Source organism: Paenarthrobacter sp. MSM-2-10-13 (genome assembly GCF_011605365.1).
In the GTDB taxonomy this organism is placed as follows: domain Bacteria; phylum Actinomycetota; class Actinomycetes; order Actinomycetales; family Micrococcaceae; genus Arthrobacter.
Map to the genome: position 1 here is coordinate 59,842 of NZ_JAAOXO010000001.1, position 15,293 is coordinate 75,134.

The window sequence follows — 15,293 nt, forward strand, 5'->3', positions numbered from 1 at the left end:
GCAACACGGAGGAATGCGGGGCGTGTCGCAATACCCGGGTCGCAAAGTAGGTGGTGACGGTACGGGGGATAGGGCCCGACGCCGGATAGGGCCTGACGCCGGGACTAAGCCTCGCGCTCCGGCCCGCGTTCTGCAGCCGGCCTGAGTTCCGTGGCCTGCCTGACTTCGGTGGCTTGCCGGAGCTCGGCGATCTCCATCCGCAGCGCGGCGATCTCCGTCACGAGGTCCGCCATCTCGGCGCGGACCGGTTCCTCGGCAGCTGCGGCCTTGACTTCCGCTGCTGCGGCCACCTCCTCGGCATTCTCCTCGATTCGTTGCAGGAGCCAGGAGGCAATGGACGCCGTGACCATACCCAGGACCGCGATCCCGCTCATCATCAGGGCGGCAGCCACCATCCTGCCGATGGGAGTTACTGGGTAGAGGTCTCCGTAGCCCACGGTGGTGATAGTGGTGATGGCCCACCAAGCGGCGTCTCCGAAGGTGAGAATTTTGGCGTCGGGCGCGTTCTGCTCAACGTCCAGCACGGCCAGGGCTCCGATGAGGATCAGCATCGCGGCTGCGCCGGCAACATAGGTGGCCACACGCCCGCGCAGTGTTTCGCCCACGGTGCGCTGCAGGACGGAGAGCAGCGTGACCAGCCTCAGAAGGCGGAGGGGGCGGAAGAAGGGGAGTATCACGATCAGAAGTTCGTGGAGATTCCAGAGGAACCACCGCATCCGGTCCTCGGCAAGCCAAAGATTAGCGAAGTAATCCACCGCGAAAATTCCCCACGTGATCCACAGAACCACTTCGAAGGGGATTGCCTCGGCCCCGCTGACGCGACCGATGACCTGCCACGCGTAAGCCGTGAGGAAAATCAATGCGGTGGCCATGAGGGGCCATTCAACCAGGTCCCTGTATCGCGCTTGAGTCATACGGGAATACTAGCCACAGCGAGCGCCCTGTCTTGACGGGGCGGGATCAGGCGGCCGGCGTCTCCAGCCAGTAGCCGTCCAAGTGGTGCACCAGTTGGCGCCCCAAGCCACCCTTGAGCTGGATCCACAGGGTACTGCGATCGTCGGTCATGCCATCGATGGTTCCCTCGATCCGGTTGCCGCGGGCATCCTGGAGGACCACGTGCTGGTGGCGGGAAAGTTCGGGCCAAACGTCGCCTTGCGGCCTGACGGTTTGCAGCGTGCTCATAGGGGTCCCCCTTGTATCTTCCATCAATATGAGTTTCAGACATTATTCACGTCTTTGATGAACCGGCGGTAAACGTTAGACATAAACCTGCTGCGCCCATGAAAAGGGTCCACTATGCGGTCCATGCATTCCCCAACAAGTTACCGGTGGGTAACATTGAGTTATGCATTTGCTTCTTCGCACCCTCATGTTGCTGTTCACCTCCTCCAAGCGCTCGCCGCTCGGTGTTTGGGAAGAATCGTCGCTGCCCCTGCGGGTTCTGCCCACTGACATCGACATCGCGATGCACGTCAACAACGGCATGTATTTCTCGTTGATGGACCTCGGCCGTTTCGACCTCATGGTCCGCAGCGGCATCTGGACGAGAATGCGCAAGCGGGGTTGGAGCCCGGTGGCAGCCGGTGAAACCATCGCCTTTCGCAAGTCTCTTCAACTCTGGCAGCAATACACCATTGAAACCCGCATCATTGGCCTGGACACGAAGGCCATCTATTTTGAACAGCGCATGGTAGTAGACGGTGAAATCTATGCGCGGGCGCACATCGCCACCCGCTTGGTCTGTAAGGGTAAGCCAGTTACGCAGGAAGAAATCATCGCTGAGTTCGGGGCGCCACCGGCTGACCTTGAGTTGCCCGAATGGATCCACGAATGGCGGGAAAACAATGCCCTTCCCGGATCGCGGCGGCCAGCGCCGCACGTCTGGAGCTAAACCCCCACATCGCGTCGCTGCAGCGCGACTGCGCCCAGCACAATTAGCCCCGCCGAAATGCCGTACAAGCCCGCGGCAGCTCCCCAGTCTGCGCCGTTGGCTACAGGGGAGTTACCGTACGCCCAGTGGTACGGCGAAAGGTTCAGCAACCACTGGACGTCGGGACTTTGCCGTCCCACGGCGTTGAACACATAACCAAGAACAGCTACGGCGGCACCGGCGGCGATCCCGTAGACTTTCCGGCCGCTCAGTGCCCCGGCGAAGAGCGCGGCGGTCCCGCTGAGAAGTGCCAGGGCTGCGAACAGCAGTACCGCACCTGCGAGATGTCCGACGTCGATGCCCAGTTGCGAGGGCCCGTTCAGTCCCAGCACCAACAGAAAAACAAGGACCGAAAGCAACGCAATGCGAACCACGATTGCCAAGGCGCGTTCAAGGACTATCTGCACCCGGGTAACACTGTGGGCAAGCGTCAGTTCCAGCAAGCCGGATTCCTCGTCGCCCCCTACGGCCGCGGCACCCCAGCCGATGGAGGCCATGGACATCAGCAGGAATCCGATCAACCCGAACATGGTGGCCTGGGTGTAGCCGGGTCCCGAAGCGATTTGATCGTAGTTCAGGGCTTTGGTCATCTCAGGAGGAAGCGCATTGATCAGGTCCTGCATCTGCGCACTGCCTCCAATCGAGGGATAGAGCGGCAGGTACAGCATGCATGCCGCCGACAAACCAACTGCCCAAGCAAGCGTTGAACGCCATGAGTCAGTCAGGGCCTTGGTGAACAAGGGGAGGATTCTAGGCACGGTGTGCTCCTTCCACGTGCCGGCCCTGTGTTTGACCATTTCCAAGCCCCGGAGGTTGGCCAAGCCCCGGAGACTGGCCCGGCTGAGAAGACTGGCCCGGCTGAGGAGTTTGGGCTGTGTATAGAGTGAGCACAGCTTCCTCCAGGTCCGGTTCTTCGAGGACCAGGTCCGTCAAGTTCAACCTGGCCAGCGCCTGAACCAAGGGCTGAACGTGGCCGGACAGCATCGCCGTGGCCTCAACTGTTCCGGATGTGTGACCGTCGGCCTTGAGCTCCCGCACCACCATATTGGCGACGCCTGGCACCCGGGCCAGCAGCGCGCCGACGTCGTGCGCTTCCGTTTCGGTGCTGGTGAACCGTACCTGCCGGACTGCTGCAGTCCGGAGCGCTTCCACGGTGGAAACGGTCACGATGCCGCCGTCGCGGAGGATGGCGACGGCGTCGGCGGCCTGCTGCACTTCGCTGAGAACGTGCGAACTGAGGAACACAGTTGCGCCGCCATCCACTGCCTCGCGGACCATCGCATGGAACACCTGTTGGACCAGGGGATCCAGGCCGCTGGTGGGTTCGTCCAGCACCAGGAGTTCGGGCTTATGCATGAAGGCCTGAAGCAGCCCCAACTTTTGCTTGTTGCCTTTGGAGAGTTTCCGGGTCTGTCGATCCAGATCAAGGCTCAGCCGCTCGGCGAGTTCGTTGACATGCTTGAGTTCCACGGGGCCGCTGATCGCCGCGAAGTGCTCCAGCATGCGACGCCCCGTGGTCCGGTTCTCCAAGTGAAGCTCGCCGGGAAGGTAGCCGATCCGGCAGCGGAGGGCAGTTCCGGCAGAACGCGGATCTTCTCCCAAAACGGAAATGGACCCCGCGCTGGGCCGAATAATATCCAGCAGGCAGCGCATGGTGGTGGTCTTGCCTGCGCCGTTCGGGCCAATGACGCCGAAGACTATCCCGCGGTCAACCGCGAAATCGAGTCCGTGCAGAACTTCGCGGTGACCGAACTTTTTACGTAAACCCTCGACGACGATTGCCTGGGTCACGGGGCATGCTCCTTTCCGTGGTTGCTGGTTTCTTGTTCAAGGGCGTCGCGGGCCGCATCCAGGAATCGCGCGTCGGTGTAGAAGCCGTGCGTGTAAATCTCCAGGGCGGGCAAGGTCAGGTGCCGGAGAAGGTCGGGGCCGATGCCGTGCGGTTCAGGGTCCACCAGTCCCAGCGTCCGTGAGAGGTGCCGGCCCAGCATGAGGATTGAGAGGCTGTTGGAGGCGATCACGACGGCGGTGGACCGGACGTCGTCGAACGCCCGGATGGTTCCCGCCGCTATCCCGGCGTGGATGATGTCCTGCGTTTGCTTCACGACGGCGTCGAAGAAGGCGTCGCCGGCCTCGGATTCGTCGCTGAGGGTGCGTCGGATGTAGGTGATTTCGTCGGAGTATTGGTCGGGGTGGTTCATGTAGTCCTGGATCAGCTGCCGCGTGGAGACTGGATCGGTTTTTTCGCGGCCCTGGGTGGCTGTTTGCGCGAGGACATGCTGATCACAGGCTTCACGAAGCCCGGTTTTGCTGCCGAAGTGGTGGATGACCAGGCCTGGACTGACCCCTGCGGCAGAGGCAACTGACCTGATAGTTGCGCGGGCGAAACCATCGCGGCCGAAGATCCCAATGGCGGCGTCGCGGATCCGGGCCCGGGTGGTCAAATCCTCTGCGTTTGAACGCATGTTTCAAAGACTAAACACTTGTTCAATCCGGGACAAGGGTTGCTTTAAAACTTCCCTCTCGGCGTTTATTCCCGGTGACGCAGACAGCGAACAGGGAGCCCCTCCGCGGGACTTCGCGGGCGGGGTCGCGTACCGTGGAAGCATGGCTACAGTTGACATCACTGGAGAACAGTTCGCATCGACCATTGAGGACAATGACATTGTCCTGGTGGATTTTTGGGCATCTTGGTGTGCCCCGTGCCGTCAGTTTGCCCCCACGTACGGGGCTGCTTCTGAGAAGCACACTGACGTGGTGTTCGCGAAGGTAGACACCGAGGCTGAGCAGCAGCTTGCCGCCGAGGCCGGGATCACGTCCATCCCCACGCTCATGGCTTTCCGCGAAAAGGTTCTGGTCTTCTCGCAGCCGGGTGCCCTGAACGGCCCGCAGCTTGAGCAGGTCATCGAGGCCGTGAAGGGGCTGGACATGGAAGAGGTCCACGCGCACGTCGCCAAGGCACGTGCCGAGGCTCAGGAAAACTAAGACTCATCGGCGGCTTCGAAACATCGATGCCGCCGGAAAGCATCGAGGTCGCCGGAAAATTCCGGCGACCTCGATGTACTTAAGGCGTTCTCGCAGTTTTGCGGCGATTACAGCCGTTCGAGCTTGACCGGCTCGGCAAGCAGAGCGCTGAGGGATTCGTTGAGGTCCTGGACGGCGATGCCCTTGGAGTGCTTCTCCAGAAGCTCTTCGGATTCCCAACGCTCGGTCAGGACGAGCTTTTCCTCGGTCGCTTCGGTCAGTTCGTAACGGATGCAGCCGGGCTCGTTGACGACCTCGTCGATCGCGATTTCCAAAGCGAGCTTCACGCGGAAAAACTCGCCTTCGTTGGGGATGAACGTGGCCTGCAGGTCAATGGGTGCACTCATGGTTCCAACCCTACCGGCAGGACACGCCGCCGCTGGAGGTGGTTACGGTTCTGTTGCGGGCAGTCCCTTGGTAGCGTTCCGTCATGTTGTCTTATACCGCCGGAGACACTGCCGTCCCGCTGCTCGAAGAGACCATTGGTGCCAATTTTGAGCGCGTCGCGGCGCAGTTCCCCTTGCGGGATGCGCTGATCGAGGCCGCTGCAACACCAGGCGGCGATGCTCGCCGGTGGAGCTACCAAAAGTTGAACGACGACGTCGATCACCTCGCCCGCGCACTGCTCGCCATGGACGTGGGCAAAGGTGAAAGGATCGGCATTTGGAGTCCCAACTGCGCAGAGTGGACCATCCTTCAATACGCCACAGCAAAGATTGGCGCCGTTCTGGTCAATGTGAACCCGGCGTATCGCAGCCATGAGCTGGAGTTCGTGGTGAAACAGAACGGCATGAGAATGCTGGTGGCCGCACCAAGCGACAAGAACAGCGACTATGTGGGCATGGCCAGGGATGCGGCCGGCAACTGTCCCGAGCTCCGGGAGATCGTTTTCCTTCCGGGAGCGCCGGAACTGGGACTCACTGTGGGCGTCCCCGTAGCCAACCACGAACTCACGTACAGCCAACTCCTGACCCGGGCAGACGGCGTCGGGCCTTCAGCACTGCGTGACCGCATGGCGGAACTGGACCCTCACGATCCCATCAACCTGCAATACACCTCAGGCACCACGGGATTCCCCAAGGGCGCCACGTTGACGCACCACAACATCCTCAACAACGGGCACTCGATCGGCCGGCTCCTGAACTACACCGAGCATGACCGGGTGGTGATTCCCGTGCCGTTTTATCACTGCTTCGGCATGGTGATCGGAAACCTGAATGCCCTGAGCTTCGGCGCGGCCACCATCATTCCAGGACGCGGGTTCAATGCATCGGCGGCGTTGGAAGCCGTGCAGGACTTCGGCGGGACTTCCTTGTACGGAGTGCCCACCATGTTCATCGCCGAGCTCGCGCTGGAGGACTTCACCTCCTACGATCTCTCCACGTTGCGGACAGGAGTGATGGCAGGCTCCTTGTGTCCCATCGAAGTGATGCGCCGGGTGATCGATGAGATGCACATGGTGGATGTTGCCATTTGCTACGGCATGACCGAGACCTCGCCCGTGTCCACCATGACCCGCCCGGGGGACACGCTGGAGCAGCGGACCAGCACGGTAGGCCGGACAATGCCGCACCTGGAGAGCCGCATCATTGACCCGGGTTCCGGGGAAGTGGTGGAGCGTGGCGTGATCGGCGAGCTCTGCACGCGGGGTTACTCGGTGATGAAGGGTTACTGGGGCCAGCCGGACAAAACCGCGGAGGCAATCGACGCTGATGGCTGGATGCACACCGGTGACCTGGCCCGTATGGACGAGGATGGCTACCTGGTGATCGAGGGCCGCATCAAGGACATGGTGATCCGTGGCGGCGAGAATATCTACCCCCGCGAGATCGAAGAATTCCTGTACCTCCACCCGTCCATCCAGGATGTTCAGGTCATCGGCGTCCCGGACCGGAAATACGGAGAAGAGCTCATGGCCTGCATCATCCTCAAACCCGGTGTTGCCGCGCTGACGGTCCAGGACATTGCCGAGTACTGTCGCGGCAAACTGGCCCACTACAAGATCCCGCGCTACATCGACGTCCGCGAATCCTTCCCCATGACGGTCTCCGGCAAGGTGCGGAAGCTGGACATGCGGCAGGACGCGATTTCCCGGCTACATCTCCAAGCGCAAGGCAGGTAGTTAGTTGGTATTGCGCTTGATGGTCCGGATTCCCACCGCAAGCCCGACGGCGGCCGTCACCACAGCGGCCACGAGCCCCCACATGGTGTCCGTACCGATACGTCCGGCAAACAACTCACGTTCAGCATTGACCAGGTAGGTCAGTGGATTGAACAGGCTGGCCACCTTCATCCACCCCGGACCGGCCTCAATGGGCAACATGATTCCGGACAGGATCATCAGCGGGAACAGCAGGGTTTGCTGCACGCCCCAGAAGATCCATTCCTTGTTCTGCGAAACCAAGGCCAGCGAATAGGACAAAGCGCCCAGCCCGATACCGAAGATGCCCAGAATGACCAAACCCAACACCACGTGCATGGGGTAGAAAACGAAGCCGAAGGGGATGCAGACCACGGCGATCAGCAAGCCCTGCAGTACCAAGGGAGCCCACTCCTTCAACGCCCGGCCAATCATCAGGGAGGACCGCGAGAGCGGCGTGGCAAGAATCCGCTCATACGAACCGGTCATGAGTTCGTACTGCAGGTTGGAACCGGTCATGGAGGTGCCGAACAAGGCAATCATCACCACCACCCCGGGAAGGAACCATTGAAGCGTGGACTGGCCACCGAAGGCTGGAGCCCCCACGGCCGCACCCAGCAGTGGCCCGAACAACCCGAGGAACACCAGGGGTTGGATGAGGGAGAAAATCAGCGAGAACGGATCCCGCAGCGGCAGCAACATCTCACGCCAGAACACAAACCACGTGTCCGTCACAACGCTGCGCGGCCCCCGCTTCTGGAGAGTCACACCCGGGGCAACGGCTTGTTCAATCATCAGACTTCAGCTCCTTCCCGCAGGCTGCGGCCGGTCAGTTCCAGAAAAACGTCGTCCAGCGTTGGCGGTTTCAACTCCAGGGACTGGGCGGGAGCGCCGGCGTCGTGCATTTCCTTCAGCAACCCCGGCGCAAGCCGGGCACCGTGGGCCAGCCGAAGCCGGAAGCGGACTACGCCGTCGTACGCGTTTTCCTCCATGTCGCCTTCGGCGGCAGCGCGGCCCAGCAGCCCCCGCACCTCGGACGCGGCACCGGCGGCGACCTCCACTGCCAGGAGGTCCCCGGCAAGATTCGCTTTGAGCCGTGAAGCGGTGTCGTCGGCGATGATGGTTCCGTGGTCGATCACAATGACGCGCTCGGACATCGAATCGGCCTCATCCATGTAGTGGGTAGTCAGTACGATGGTGGTCCCGTGTTCCTCGCGCATCCGCATGATGTGCTCCCAGAGGTTGGCGCGGTTCTGGGGATCCATGCCTGTGGACGGCTCATCGAGGAACAGCAAGCCGGGCGAGTGCATCAGCCCGAGGGCAACGTCCATGCGTCGCCGTTGCCCGCCGGAAAGTTTGATGACCGTGCGCTTGGCGAGTTCGCTGAGGTCCAAGGAAGCCATGAGAGATTCGGCGCGGGCTTTGGCGTCTGTGGTGTTCATTCCGTAGAAGCGGCCTTGCATGATCAATTCGTCGATCACCCGGTAGCTGTGCCCGCCCCCGTTGCCTTGTCCGATGTACCCGATCCGGGCACGGACGCCCGCAGGATCCTTGTCCACATCAACCCCAGCTACGGTGGCGGAGCCGGACGTGGGTCTCAACAGCGTGGTGAGCATCCGCAGGGTTGTGGATTTGCCGGCGCCGTTGGGGCCCAGGAAAGCAACCAGTTCGCCGGGGGCGACGTCAATGTCCACGCCCTTCACGGCCTCGACGGTTTCCTTCTTCACGGTGAAGGTCTTGGTGAGCTTGTTGGTGTGGATCACGGTCACTCCAGGGACGGCTGGTGATGGCTCCTAAGCGCCACCGTATACCCGCCCGGAGAGGCCGTCCATGCCCCTGCGGACACCTTCGGTCCGCAATGAAAGCTCAGTGTCCGCGGTGATCCTGAACGGTCATCCGGGGCCCGAACGTGGGCTTGCGGAAGCCGCTGAGGTACAGCATCCGGACCAGTCGTTGCCTGTGTCCGCGCCACGGCTCCAAGAGTTGGATCATGCCTGCGTCGTCTGTTTTTTGTCCTGTCAGGGCGTACCCGACGTAAGCAGCCAGGTGGTAGTCGCCCACGGAAATCGAGTCCGGGCAGCCGTGGGTTCGTTGAACTACTTCTGCTGCGGTCCAAATGCCGATGCCCGGTATGGTCTGCAGCTTGGCGCCGGCTTTCGCCGCGTCCAGCCCGGCAAGACGTTCAAGCGCGACGGCGGACTGCAGCGCCCGCATGACAGTTGCCGAGCGCTGTGGTCCAACACCGGCTTTGTGCCACTCCCACGAAGGGATGGCCAGCCAGTGCCTGGCGGTAGGAGGGACCAGAAGCCCGGCAGGAGCCCTACCCGGGGCAGGCGTTCCGTAGCGGTACATCAAATACCGGTACCCGCGCCGTGCCTCCAAAGAGGTGACCTTTTGTTCCAGGACGGCGGGCACCAGTGCGTCCACCATCCGCCCGGTGGAGGGCAGCCGCAGAGCCAGGTTCCGGCGTCGGGATTCTGTGACCAAGCGCGGGAGGGTGGCATGGAAGGCGGGCTCGTCGAAGGCCGACCAATCGTCGTCGGCGCCCAGCAATTTGGGCACAGCGGCCACGGCGTCCTCCGCCCCGGGCCCCCAGGCCTGTGCGTCCACGAAGGATTCGGTCCCCAGCCCGCCTCCCGAGAGGCGCAGCGTCACCGGGCCGGAGGCCGCGGTGAACGCCATCCAAAATCCGCTGGAATGCGTTGCGAAGGACGGATCCGCCTTGCCGCGCATGAGCGGAAACATGGTCTGGTCCAAACGGAAGGAACTGCCCGGGTACCACCGGACAGCCGCATCTGCCGAGGCCGCGACAATAGGCGGGGCGTCTGCGATGGTCATGTATTTATGGTCCCACGATCGACCGACAATCTGCTGACGGTAACCCCCTGCAGTAACCCCTTACGGCAGCAGCCGGCCAGGGCTAGACTCCGTGATGTGGCGAGGATGCGCCGCGCCATGAACCATCACAAATCCACGGAACAAGGAGCGCGAATCATGGCCGCCATTGTGCATTTCGAGATTCCTACGGACAATCAAGACCGGGCCAACACCTTCTACCAGAGTGCCTTCGGCTGGAACCTGAGTCCCATGCAGGGGATGGACTATACGATCGCCATCACAGCACCTTCCGATGAACAGACAGGCGCGCCAAAAGAGCCCGGTGCCATCAACGGCGCCCTGTTCCCACGGACCGACGCCCTGAAGACACCCGTCCTCACCCTGGACGTAGAGGACATTGATGCCGCGCTCAAGCAGGTGGAATCTGCCGGCGGCAGTGTGGTCCAAGCCAAGGAGGCCATGCCCGCCATGGGCTGGTATGCCTACTTCAAGGACACCGAAGGCAACGTTTTGGGCCTATGGCAGAACGACACCTCTGCCGGCGCATGATCGCTGACGGCGCCGGGTCCAGACCCTAAGCAACCAGACGGTAACTTTGTATCTATGAAGTATGCCCAGTCCGTGTTGGACCTCATCGGCAATACGCCGCTCATCAAGCTCAACCACGTCACCGAGGGAATCAGGGCCACCGTCCTGGTGAAGCTCGAATACATCAATCCCGGCGGATCCATCAAGGACCGGATCGCCGTGAAGATGATCGAAGACGCGGAAAAGGACGGCCGGCTCAAGCCGGGCGGAACCATCGTTGAGCCGACGTCGGGCAACACCGGGGTGGGACTGGCGCTTGTCGCCCAGCAAAAGGGTTACAAGTGCGTTTTTGTGGTGCCGGATAAGGTGGGCGAGGACAAGCGGGCCGTGCTGAGGGCGTACGGGGCCGAAGTGGTGGTGACGCCCACCGCGGTAGCACCTGACAGCCCGCAGAGCTACTACGGCGTCTCCGACCGTCTGGTCAAGGAGATCCCAGAGGCCTTCAAACCGGACCAGTTCTCCAATCCCGCCGCCCCTGGCAGCCACTTCGAGACCACAGGCCCGGAAATCTGGCGGGACACGGACGGCCGGGTCACTCACGTGGTCATTGGCGCCGGAACCGGCGGCACCATCACCGGTACGGGCCGCTACCTAAAGCAGGTCTCGGCGGACCGCGCGGATTCCGACGGCGGCCAGGTCAAGGTCATTGGGGCGGACCCGGAAGGCTCGGTCTACTCAGGCGGAACCGGCCGGCCGTATTTCGTGGAGGGCGTGGGCGAGGACATGTGGCCCGGCAACTACGATCCCGCGGTGCCGGATGACGTGATTGCCGTATCCGACGCTGACTCCTTCTCCATGACCCGCCGCCTCGCCCGCGAGGAGGGCCTGCTGGTGGGCGGTTCCTCCGGCATGGCCGTCGTTGCGGCGTTGCACGCAGCCAAGGACCTGGACGAGTCCGCCGTGGTTGTGGTGATCCTCCCGGACTCGGGCCGTGGCTACCTTGCCAAGATCTTCAACGATCAGTGGATGCGTTCCTACGGCTTCCTGGCCGGCGGCGAAGAAGCTTCCGTGGGCGAGGTGCTCAAATCCAAGACGGGCGAGATGCCGGACCTGGTCCACATCCACCCGAACGAAACGGTCCGCGATGTCATCAACATCATGAACGAGTTCGGCGTATCCCACATACCGGTCCTCTCACAGGAACCCCCGGTGGTGATGGGCGAGGTCCTCGGGGCAGTTGATGAGCGCAGCCTCACCACAAAACTATTCCGCGGCGAAGCCAAGCTGGCTGACAAGGTCTCCGAACACATGGGCGAGCGACTGCCCGTGATCGGCTCCCTGGAGACCCTCTCCGCCGCCCGGGAGCTGCTGTCCGACGTCGATACCCTGATGGTGACTTTCGCGGGAGCCCCCGTGGGAATCCTGACTCGGCACGACCTCCTGGCCTACTTGAGCAACTGAGCGCCCCGCGCCGATTCCACTGCAATCCCTGAACGAAACTAGAGGAGCTTCAATGTCTGCCATCAACAACGCCGGGTTCAACACGCGCGCCGTCCACGCTGGACAGGCTTTCGAACCGGTGACCGGCGCTGTTGTGCCGCCACTGCACTTCAGCACCACGTACGCCCAGGACGGGATCGGCAACCTCCGTGCAGGATACGAATACGGCCGTGGAGGCAACCCCACCCGCGACGCCCTCCAAGAGCAACTCGCCGCCCTTGAAGGTGGCACGGCTGCGTTTTCCTTCGGCTCGGGGCTGGCAGCGGAGGATTCACTGATCCGGGCGCTTGCCCGGCCGGGGGACCACATTGTGCTGGGCAATGATGCCTACGGTGGCACCTATCGCCTGATCAACCGCGTGCTGGGGGACTGGGGCATCGGCAACACCCCGGTGGACATGGCCGATCTCGATGCAGTTGCTGCTGCTGTTGCTGCCAACAAGACGCGCCTGGTGTGGGTGGAGACGCCGTCCAACCCGATGATGAAAATCACGGACATCGAGGCGCTCGCCGCAGTAGCGCACGACGCCGGTGCCCTCCTTGTGGTGGATAACACCTTCGCGTCGCCCTACTTGCAGACCCCGCTCGCCCTGGGGGCCGATGTTGTGGTGCACTCCACCACCAAGTACATCGGGGGCCACTCCGACGTTGTTGGCGGCGCCGTTGTGGTCAAGGACGCGGATCTTGCCGAGAAGATCGGGTTCGTTCAGTTTGCGGTGGGTGCGGTGTCCGGCCCGATGGATGCCTTCCTGACTACCCGCGGTTTGAAAACGCTGGGTGTTCGCATGGACCGTCACAGTGAGAATGGCCAGGCTGTGGCCGAATGGTTGCTGCAGCGTCCCGAGGTTGAAGCCGTCCTTTACCCGGGCCTCCCGGATCACCCAGGTCATGAGCTCGCTGCCAAGCAGATGAAGAAGTTCGGCGGCATGGTGTCCGTACAGTTCAAGGGCGGCGAAGCGGCAGCCCGTACGGTCGCCGAATCCACCTCGGTGTTCACTCTGGCAGAGTCCCTGGGCGGCATCGAGTCCCTCATGAACTACCCCTCGGAGATGACCCACGCTTCGGTGAAGGGGACCGAGTTGGCTGTTCCGGTCAACCTTCTGCGCCTTTCCTGCGGCATCGAGGAAGCGGAGGACCTGATCGCAGACCTGGAACAGGCCTTCGCCAAAATCAGATAGTCCTTCGCTGCCCGTCCTTCGAATCCGGCTCTTGTTCGCACTCTCACCGGGGAAGTGAGGAACAAGAGCCGGATCTTTTCGCCTGCGCAACACCTAGCTTTCTTTAGCGAAGTCAGCTAATTTTGTGCGCATGCCTCTTCGTTCTGACTGGTCTGCGCGCACGTGCAGCCTTGCCCGTGGGTTGGATGTCCTCGGCGACCCCTGGGGGAGCCTGGTCCTCCGCGAGATCTTCTTCGGCAACGGCCGCTTCGATGCGATCAAGCAACGCCTCGAAGTAGCCGACAACGTCCTCAGTAAACGCCTGGGATGGCTTCTGGACGCTGGGCTGCTCGCCCAACGCCCCTATCAGGACGGCGCCCGCACACGGCAGGAATACGTCCTCACCCCCAAGGGAGAGGACACGCTTCCCGTGCTCAACGCCATCATCATCTGGGCTGAGAAACACCTGGACGCTCCCAACGAGGTGTCCCACATGAAGGTCATCCACACTGACTGCGGTCAAGCCACCATGTCCGCCGATACCTGCACCAGCTGTGGCGCCCGGCTGACCGCAGCCAACACCAGCTGGCACAGCTTCAAACGCAGTGACCATCCACTTCCGCTCGCCGTCGCACCCCTTGAAACCCGAAACACAGCTGAAACGCGAACTGCCGCTTCCCTTGGTACGGAGATCCCCGCATGACCGCTCCCGACGTCACAGGGACCCCGCCCGAAGAAACACGGACCCCCACGGGAAAGGCGGGCAGGCGCCGACGCCTCCACCCCGCCTGGATCGTTGCAGCGGTTGCCTTCCTGGCGCTGGTTGGAGCCGCCGGATTCCGTGCGGCGCCCGGCGTCCTCATGGTCCCGCTGCAGGAGGAATTCGGCTGGTCCACCACGGTCCTGTCCCTGGCCGTAAGCATCAACCTGGTCCTGTTCGGCTTGACGGCTCCGTTCGCCGCGGCCCTGATGGAGCGCTTCGGTATCCGGAAGGTCACCTCGCTGGCTCTCTGCCTCATCGGGCTCGGCTCCGCCCTGACGGTCTTCGTCAACCAGTCCTGGCAGATCCTGCTCACCTGGGGCCTGCTGATCGGACTGGGCACCGGTTCCATGGCCCTTGTCTTCGCCGCCACCATCGCCAACACCTGGTTCGCCAAAAGCCGTGGCCTGGTGATCGGAATCCTGACGGCCGGTAGTGCAGCCGGCCAGTTGGTATTCCTGCCCTTTATCGCGGCCCTTGCCCAAAACCCTGGCTGGCGCGGTGCATCCTTGCTCATCGCGGCAGGTGCGCTCGCAGTAGTCCCGCTGGTGCTGCGCTGGCTGCGGAACTCACCTGCCGACGTCGGGGTGTTGCCGTACGGTTCGGCTGAAGCTGCCGCCGAGAAACCTGAGGCTACAGCCGCCGACGCCGGAACAACCGCTGCGACGTTTGGCAAGCCCGCCGCTGTGGTTGCTGTGCCGGGGGCAGGGGATTCTCCCAACGCCGCGATTCGTGCACTGCAGGTCCTCAAACGCGCGAGTAAGGTCCGGACGTTTTGGGCATTGGCAGCGGGATTCGCGATCTGTGGGGCTACCACCAATGGACTGATCGGCACGCACTTCATTCCGTCCGCACACGATCACGGCATGCCTGAAACCACAGCGGCGGGTTTGCTGGCCGTCGTCGGGATCTTCGACATCGTGGGGACCATCGCGTCCGGATGGTTGACGGACCGCTTCAACCCCAAAGTGCTGCTGGCTGTGTATTACCAGTTCCGGGGATCGGTCTGCTGGTGTTGCCGCTGCTTCTGGGCTCGTCGGTTGAGCCGAGCATGATTATCTTCGTGGTGGTCTACGGGCTCGATTGGGTAGCCACCGTGCCTCCCACCGCCGCTATTTGCCGCTCGGTTTTCGGTGCCGACGGGTCTGTGGTGTTCGGCTGGGTGTTCGCAGCCCACCAGCTCGGGGCTGCCGTTGCGGCACTCCTGGCCGGGTTCATCCGCGATGCCACCGGGCACTACAACTACGCCTGGCTGGGCGCAGCCGCCATGTGCACGGTGGCCGCTGTCATTAGTGCCACCATCCGCAAGGATGCAGCTAAGAAGGAGCCCGTGGCGGTCGCCTGACACCCCTGCCCTTTCGTTGCGGGGCCCGCTCTGCGTGGTATTCCCGCGTCGAATCGCGCAAAACGGGCCCCG

At 62.6% G+C, this 15,293-nt stretch carries 16 protein-coding genes and 1 pseudogene; 8 read left to right on the plus strand and 9 right to left on the minus strand.

Features of this window, described 5'->3' with window-relative positions; genetic code table 11:
* Positions 1-104 precede the first annotated feature (104 nt).
* Positions 105-914: a potassium channel family protein gene (locus HAV21_RS00295; protein ID WP_142938285.1), complete on the minus strand. Its 810-nt coding sequence runs from the start codon at positions 912-914 to the stop codon at positions 105-107.
* Positions 915-960: 46 nt separating this feature from the next.
* Positions 961-1,182: a hypothetical protein gene (locus HAV21_RS00300; RefSeq protein WP_142938286.1), complete on the minus strand. Its 222-nt coding sequence runs from the start codon at positions 1,180-1,182 to the stop codon at positions 961-963.
* A gap of 163 nt (positions 1,183-1,345) precedes the next feature.
* Between HAV21_RS00300 and HAV21_RS00305 the strand changes: the two genes are divergently transcribed.
* Entirely contained in the window at positions 1,346-1,891 is a 546-nt protein-coding gene (locus tag HAV21_RS00305; RefSeq protein ID WP_142938287.1) for an acyl-CoA thioesterase, read from the plus strand.
* Here HAV21_RS00305 and HAV21_RS00310 read toward each other — a convergent pair.
* Genes HAV21_RS00310 through HAV21_RS00320 form a run of 3 tightly spaced genes read right to left on the minus strand, consistent with a single transcriptional unit; the run spans position 1,888 to position 4,395 of the window.
* Positions 1,888-2,688 (minus strand): ABC transporter permease subunit, encoded by an 801-nt coding sequence (locus HAV21_RS00310; protein WP_166839829.1) that lies wholly within the window; start codon positions 2,686-2,688, stop codon positions 1,888-1,890. The genes HAV21_RS00305 and HAV21_RS00310 overlap by 4 nt on opposite strands.
* Positions 2,681-3,721: an ABC transporter ATP-binding protein gene (locus HAV21_RS00315; RefSeq protein ID WP_166839831.1), complete on the minus strand. Its 1,041-nt coding sequence runs from the start codon at positions 3,719-3,721 to the stop codon at positions 2,681-2,683. Before HAV21_RS00315 ends, HAV21_RS00310 begins: the two co-directional genes overlap by 8 nt.
* Complete coding sequence (locus HAV21_RS00320) at positions 3,718-4,395, minus strand: TetR family transcriptional regulator (RefSeq protein WP_166839833.1); 678 nt, start codon at positions 4,393-4,395, stop codon at positions 3,718-3,720. Before HAV21_RS00320 ends, HAV21_RS00315 begins: the two co-directional genes overlap by 4 nt.
* A gap of 142 nt (positions 4,396-4,537) precedes the next feature.
* On the opposite strand from HAV21_RS00320, the gene HAV21_RS00325 reads away from it, so the two are divergent.
* Complete coding sequence (locus HAV21_RS00325; RefSeq protein ID WP_142938291.1) at positions 4,538-4,915, plus strand: thioredoxin family protein; 378 nt, start codon at positions 4,538-4,540, stop codon at positions 4,913-4,915.
* A gap of 107 nt (positions 4,916-5,022) precedes the next feature.
* On the opposite strand, the gene HAV21_RS00330 is transcribed toward HAV21_RS00325, so the two are convergent.
* Positions 5,023-5,301 (minus strand): antibiotic biosynthesis monooxygenase, encoded by a 279-nt coding sequence (locus HAV21_RS00330; protein ID WP_011775682.1) that lies wholly within the window; start codon positions 5,299-5,301, stop codon positions 5,023-5,025.
* An 83-nt stretch (positions 5,302-5,384) separates the two neighbouring features.
* Here HAV21_RS00330 and HAV21_RS00335 point away from each other — a divergent pair, with 83 nt between their 5' ends.
* Positions 5,385-7,076 carry an AMP-binding protein gene (locus tag HAV21_RS00335; protein WP_166839835.1) on the plus strand — a complete coding sequence of 564 codons (1,692 nt, stop codon included), beginning with the start codon at positions 5,385-5,387 and terminating at the stop codon, positions 7,074-7,076.
* On the opposite strand, the gene HAV21_RS00340 is transcribed toward HAV21_RS00335, so the two are convergent.
* The 3 genes from HAV21_RS00340 to HAV21_RS00350 all read right to left on the minus strand — a co-directional run bounded on the left by HAV21_RS00340 (position 7,077) and on the right by HAV21_RS00350 (position 9,932).
* Entirely contained in the window at positions 7,077-7,889 is an 813-nt protein-coding gene (locus HAV21_RS00340) for an ABC transporter permease (protein ID WP_142938293.1), read from the minus strand.
* Complete coding sequence (locus HAV21_RS00345) at positions 7,889-8,863, minus strand: ATP-binding cassette domain-containing protein (RefSeq protein WP_142938294.1); 975 nt, start codon at positions 8,861-8,863, stop codon at positions 7,889-7,891. Before HAV21_RS00345 ends, HAV21_RS00340 begins: the two co-directional genes overlap by 1 nt.
* Positions 8,864-8,960: 97 nt before the next feature.
* On the minus strand, positions 8,961-9,932 hold the full coding sequence (locus HAV21_RS00350) for a 3-methyladenine DNA glycosylase (protein WP_166839837.1): 972 nt from the start codon (positions 9,930-9,932) through the stop codon (positions 8,961-8,963).
* 156 nt (positions 9,933-10,088) lie between these two features.
* Here HAV21_RS00350 and HAV21_RS00355 point away from each other — a divergent pair, with 156 nt between their 5' ends.
* The 5 genes and pseudogenes from HAV21_RS00355 to HAV21_RS00375 all read left to right on the plus strand — a co-directional run bounded on the left by HAV21_RS00355 (position 10,089) and on the right by HAV21_RS00375 (position 15,221).
* The gene (locus HAV21_RS00355) at positions 10,089-10,481 is read left to right on the plus strand and encodes a VOC family protein (protein WP_166840849.1); all 393 of its coding nucleotides are present in this window, start codon (positions 10,089-10,091) and stop codon (positions 10,479-10,481) included.
* A 54-nt stretch (positions 10,482-10,535) separates the two neighbouring features.
* Positions 10,536-11,921 carry a cystathionine beta-synthase gene (locus tag HAV21_RS00360; RefSeq protein ID WP_166839839.1) on the plus strand — a complete coding sequence of 462 codons (1,386 nt, stop codon included), beginning with the start codon at positions 10,536-10,538 and terminating at the stop codon, positions 11,919-11,921.
* Between the two features lie 52 nt (positions 11,922-11,973).
* Positions 11,974-13,137, plus strand: coding sequence for a cystathionine gamma-synthase (locus HAV21_RS00365; RefSeq protein ID WP_166839841.1), 1,164 nt, complete (start codon positions 11,974-11,976; stop codon positions 13,135-13,137).
* Between the two features lie 130 nt (positions 13,138-13,267).
* Complete coding sequence (locus tag HAV21_RS00370) at positions 13,268-13,819, plus strand: helix-turn-helix domain-containing protein (protein ID WP_166839843.1); 552 nt, start codon at positions 13,268-13,270, stop codon at positions 13,817-13,819.
* Positions 13,816-15,221, plus strand: a pseudogene (locus HAV21_RS00375) (MFS transporter). The gene HAV21_RS00370 and the pseudogene HAV21_RS00375 overlap by 4 nt, the downstream one beginning before the upstream one ends.
* Positions 15,222-15,293: the final 72 nt, after the last annotated feature.

Excerpts from the sequence above, each read along its gene's own strand:
- HAV21_RS00295 (WP_142938285.1), bottom strand. The coding sequence starts at position 914 with ATGACTCAAGCGCGATACAGGGACCTGGTTGAATGGCCCCTCATGGCC.
- HAV21_RS00300 (WP_142938286.1), bottom strand. The coding sequence starts at position 1,182 with ATGAGCACGCTGCAAACCGTCAGGCCGCAAGGCGACGTTTGGCCCGAA.
- HAV21_RS00305 (WP_142938287.1), top strand. The coding sequence starts at position 1,346 with ATGCATTTGCTTCTTCGCACCCTCATGTTGCTGTTCACCTCCTCCAAG.
- HAV21_RS00320 (WP_166839833.1), bottom strand. The coding sequence starts at position 4,395 with ATGCGTTCAAACGCAGAGGATTTGACCACCCGGGCCCGGATCCGCGAC.
- HAV21_RS00325 (WP_142938291.1), top strand. The coding sequence starts at position 4,538 with ATGGCTACAGTTGACATCACTGGAGAACAGTTCGCATCGACCATTGAG.
- HAV21_RS00330 (WP_011775682.1), bottom strand. The coding sequence starts at position 5,301 with ATGAGTGCACCCATTGACCTGCAGGCCACGTTCATCCCCAACGAAGGC.
- HAV21_RS00335 (WP_166839835.1), top strand. The coding sequence starts at position 5,385 with ATGTTGTCTTATACCGCCGGAGACACTGCCGTCCCGCTGCTCGAAGAG.
- HAV21_RS00340 (WP_142938293.1), bottom strand. The coding sequence starts at position 7,889 with ATGATTGAACAAGCCGTTGCCCCGGGTGTGACTCTCCAGAAGCGGGGG.
- HAV21_RS00350 (WP_166839837.1), bottom strand. The coding sequence starts at position 9,932 with ATGACCATCGCAGACGCCCCGCCTATTGTCGCGGCCTCGGCAGATGCG.
- HAV21_RS00355 (WP_166840849.1), top strand. The coding sequence starts at position 10,089 with ATGGCCGCCATTGTGCATTTCGAGATTCCTACGGACAATCAAGACCGG.
- HAV21_RS00360 (WP_166839839.1), top strand. The coding sequence starts at position 10,536 with ATGAAGTATGCCCAGTCCGTGTTGGACCTCATCGGCAATACGCCGCTC.
- HAV21_RS00365 (WP_166839841.1), top strand. The coding sequence starts at position 11,974 with ATGTCTGCCATCAACAACGCCGGGTTCAACACGCGCGCCGTCCACGCT.
- HAV21_RS00370 (WP_166839843.1), top strand. The coding sequence starts at position 13,268 with ATGCCTCTTCGTTCTGACTGGTCTGCGCGCACGTGCAGCCTTGCCCGT.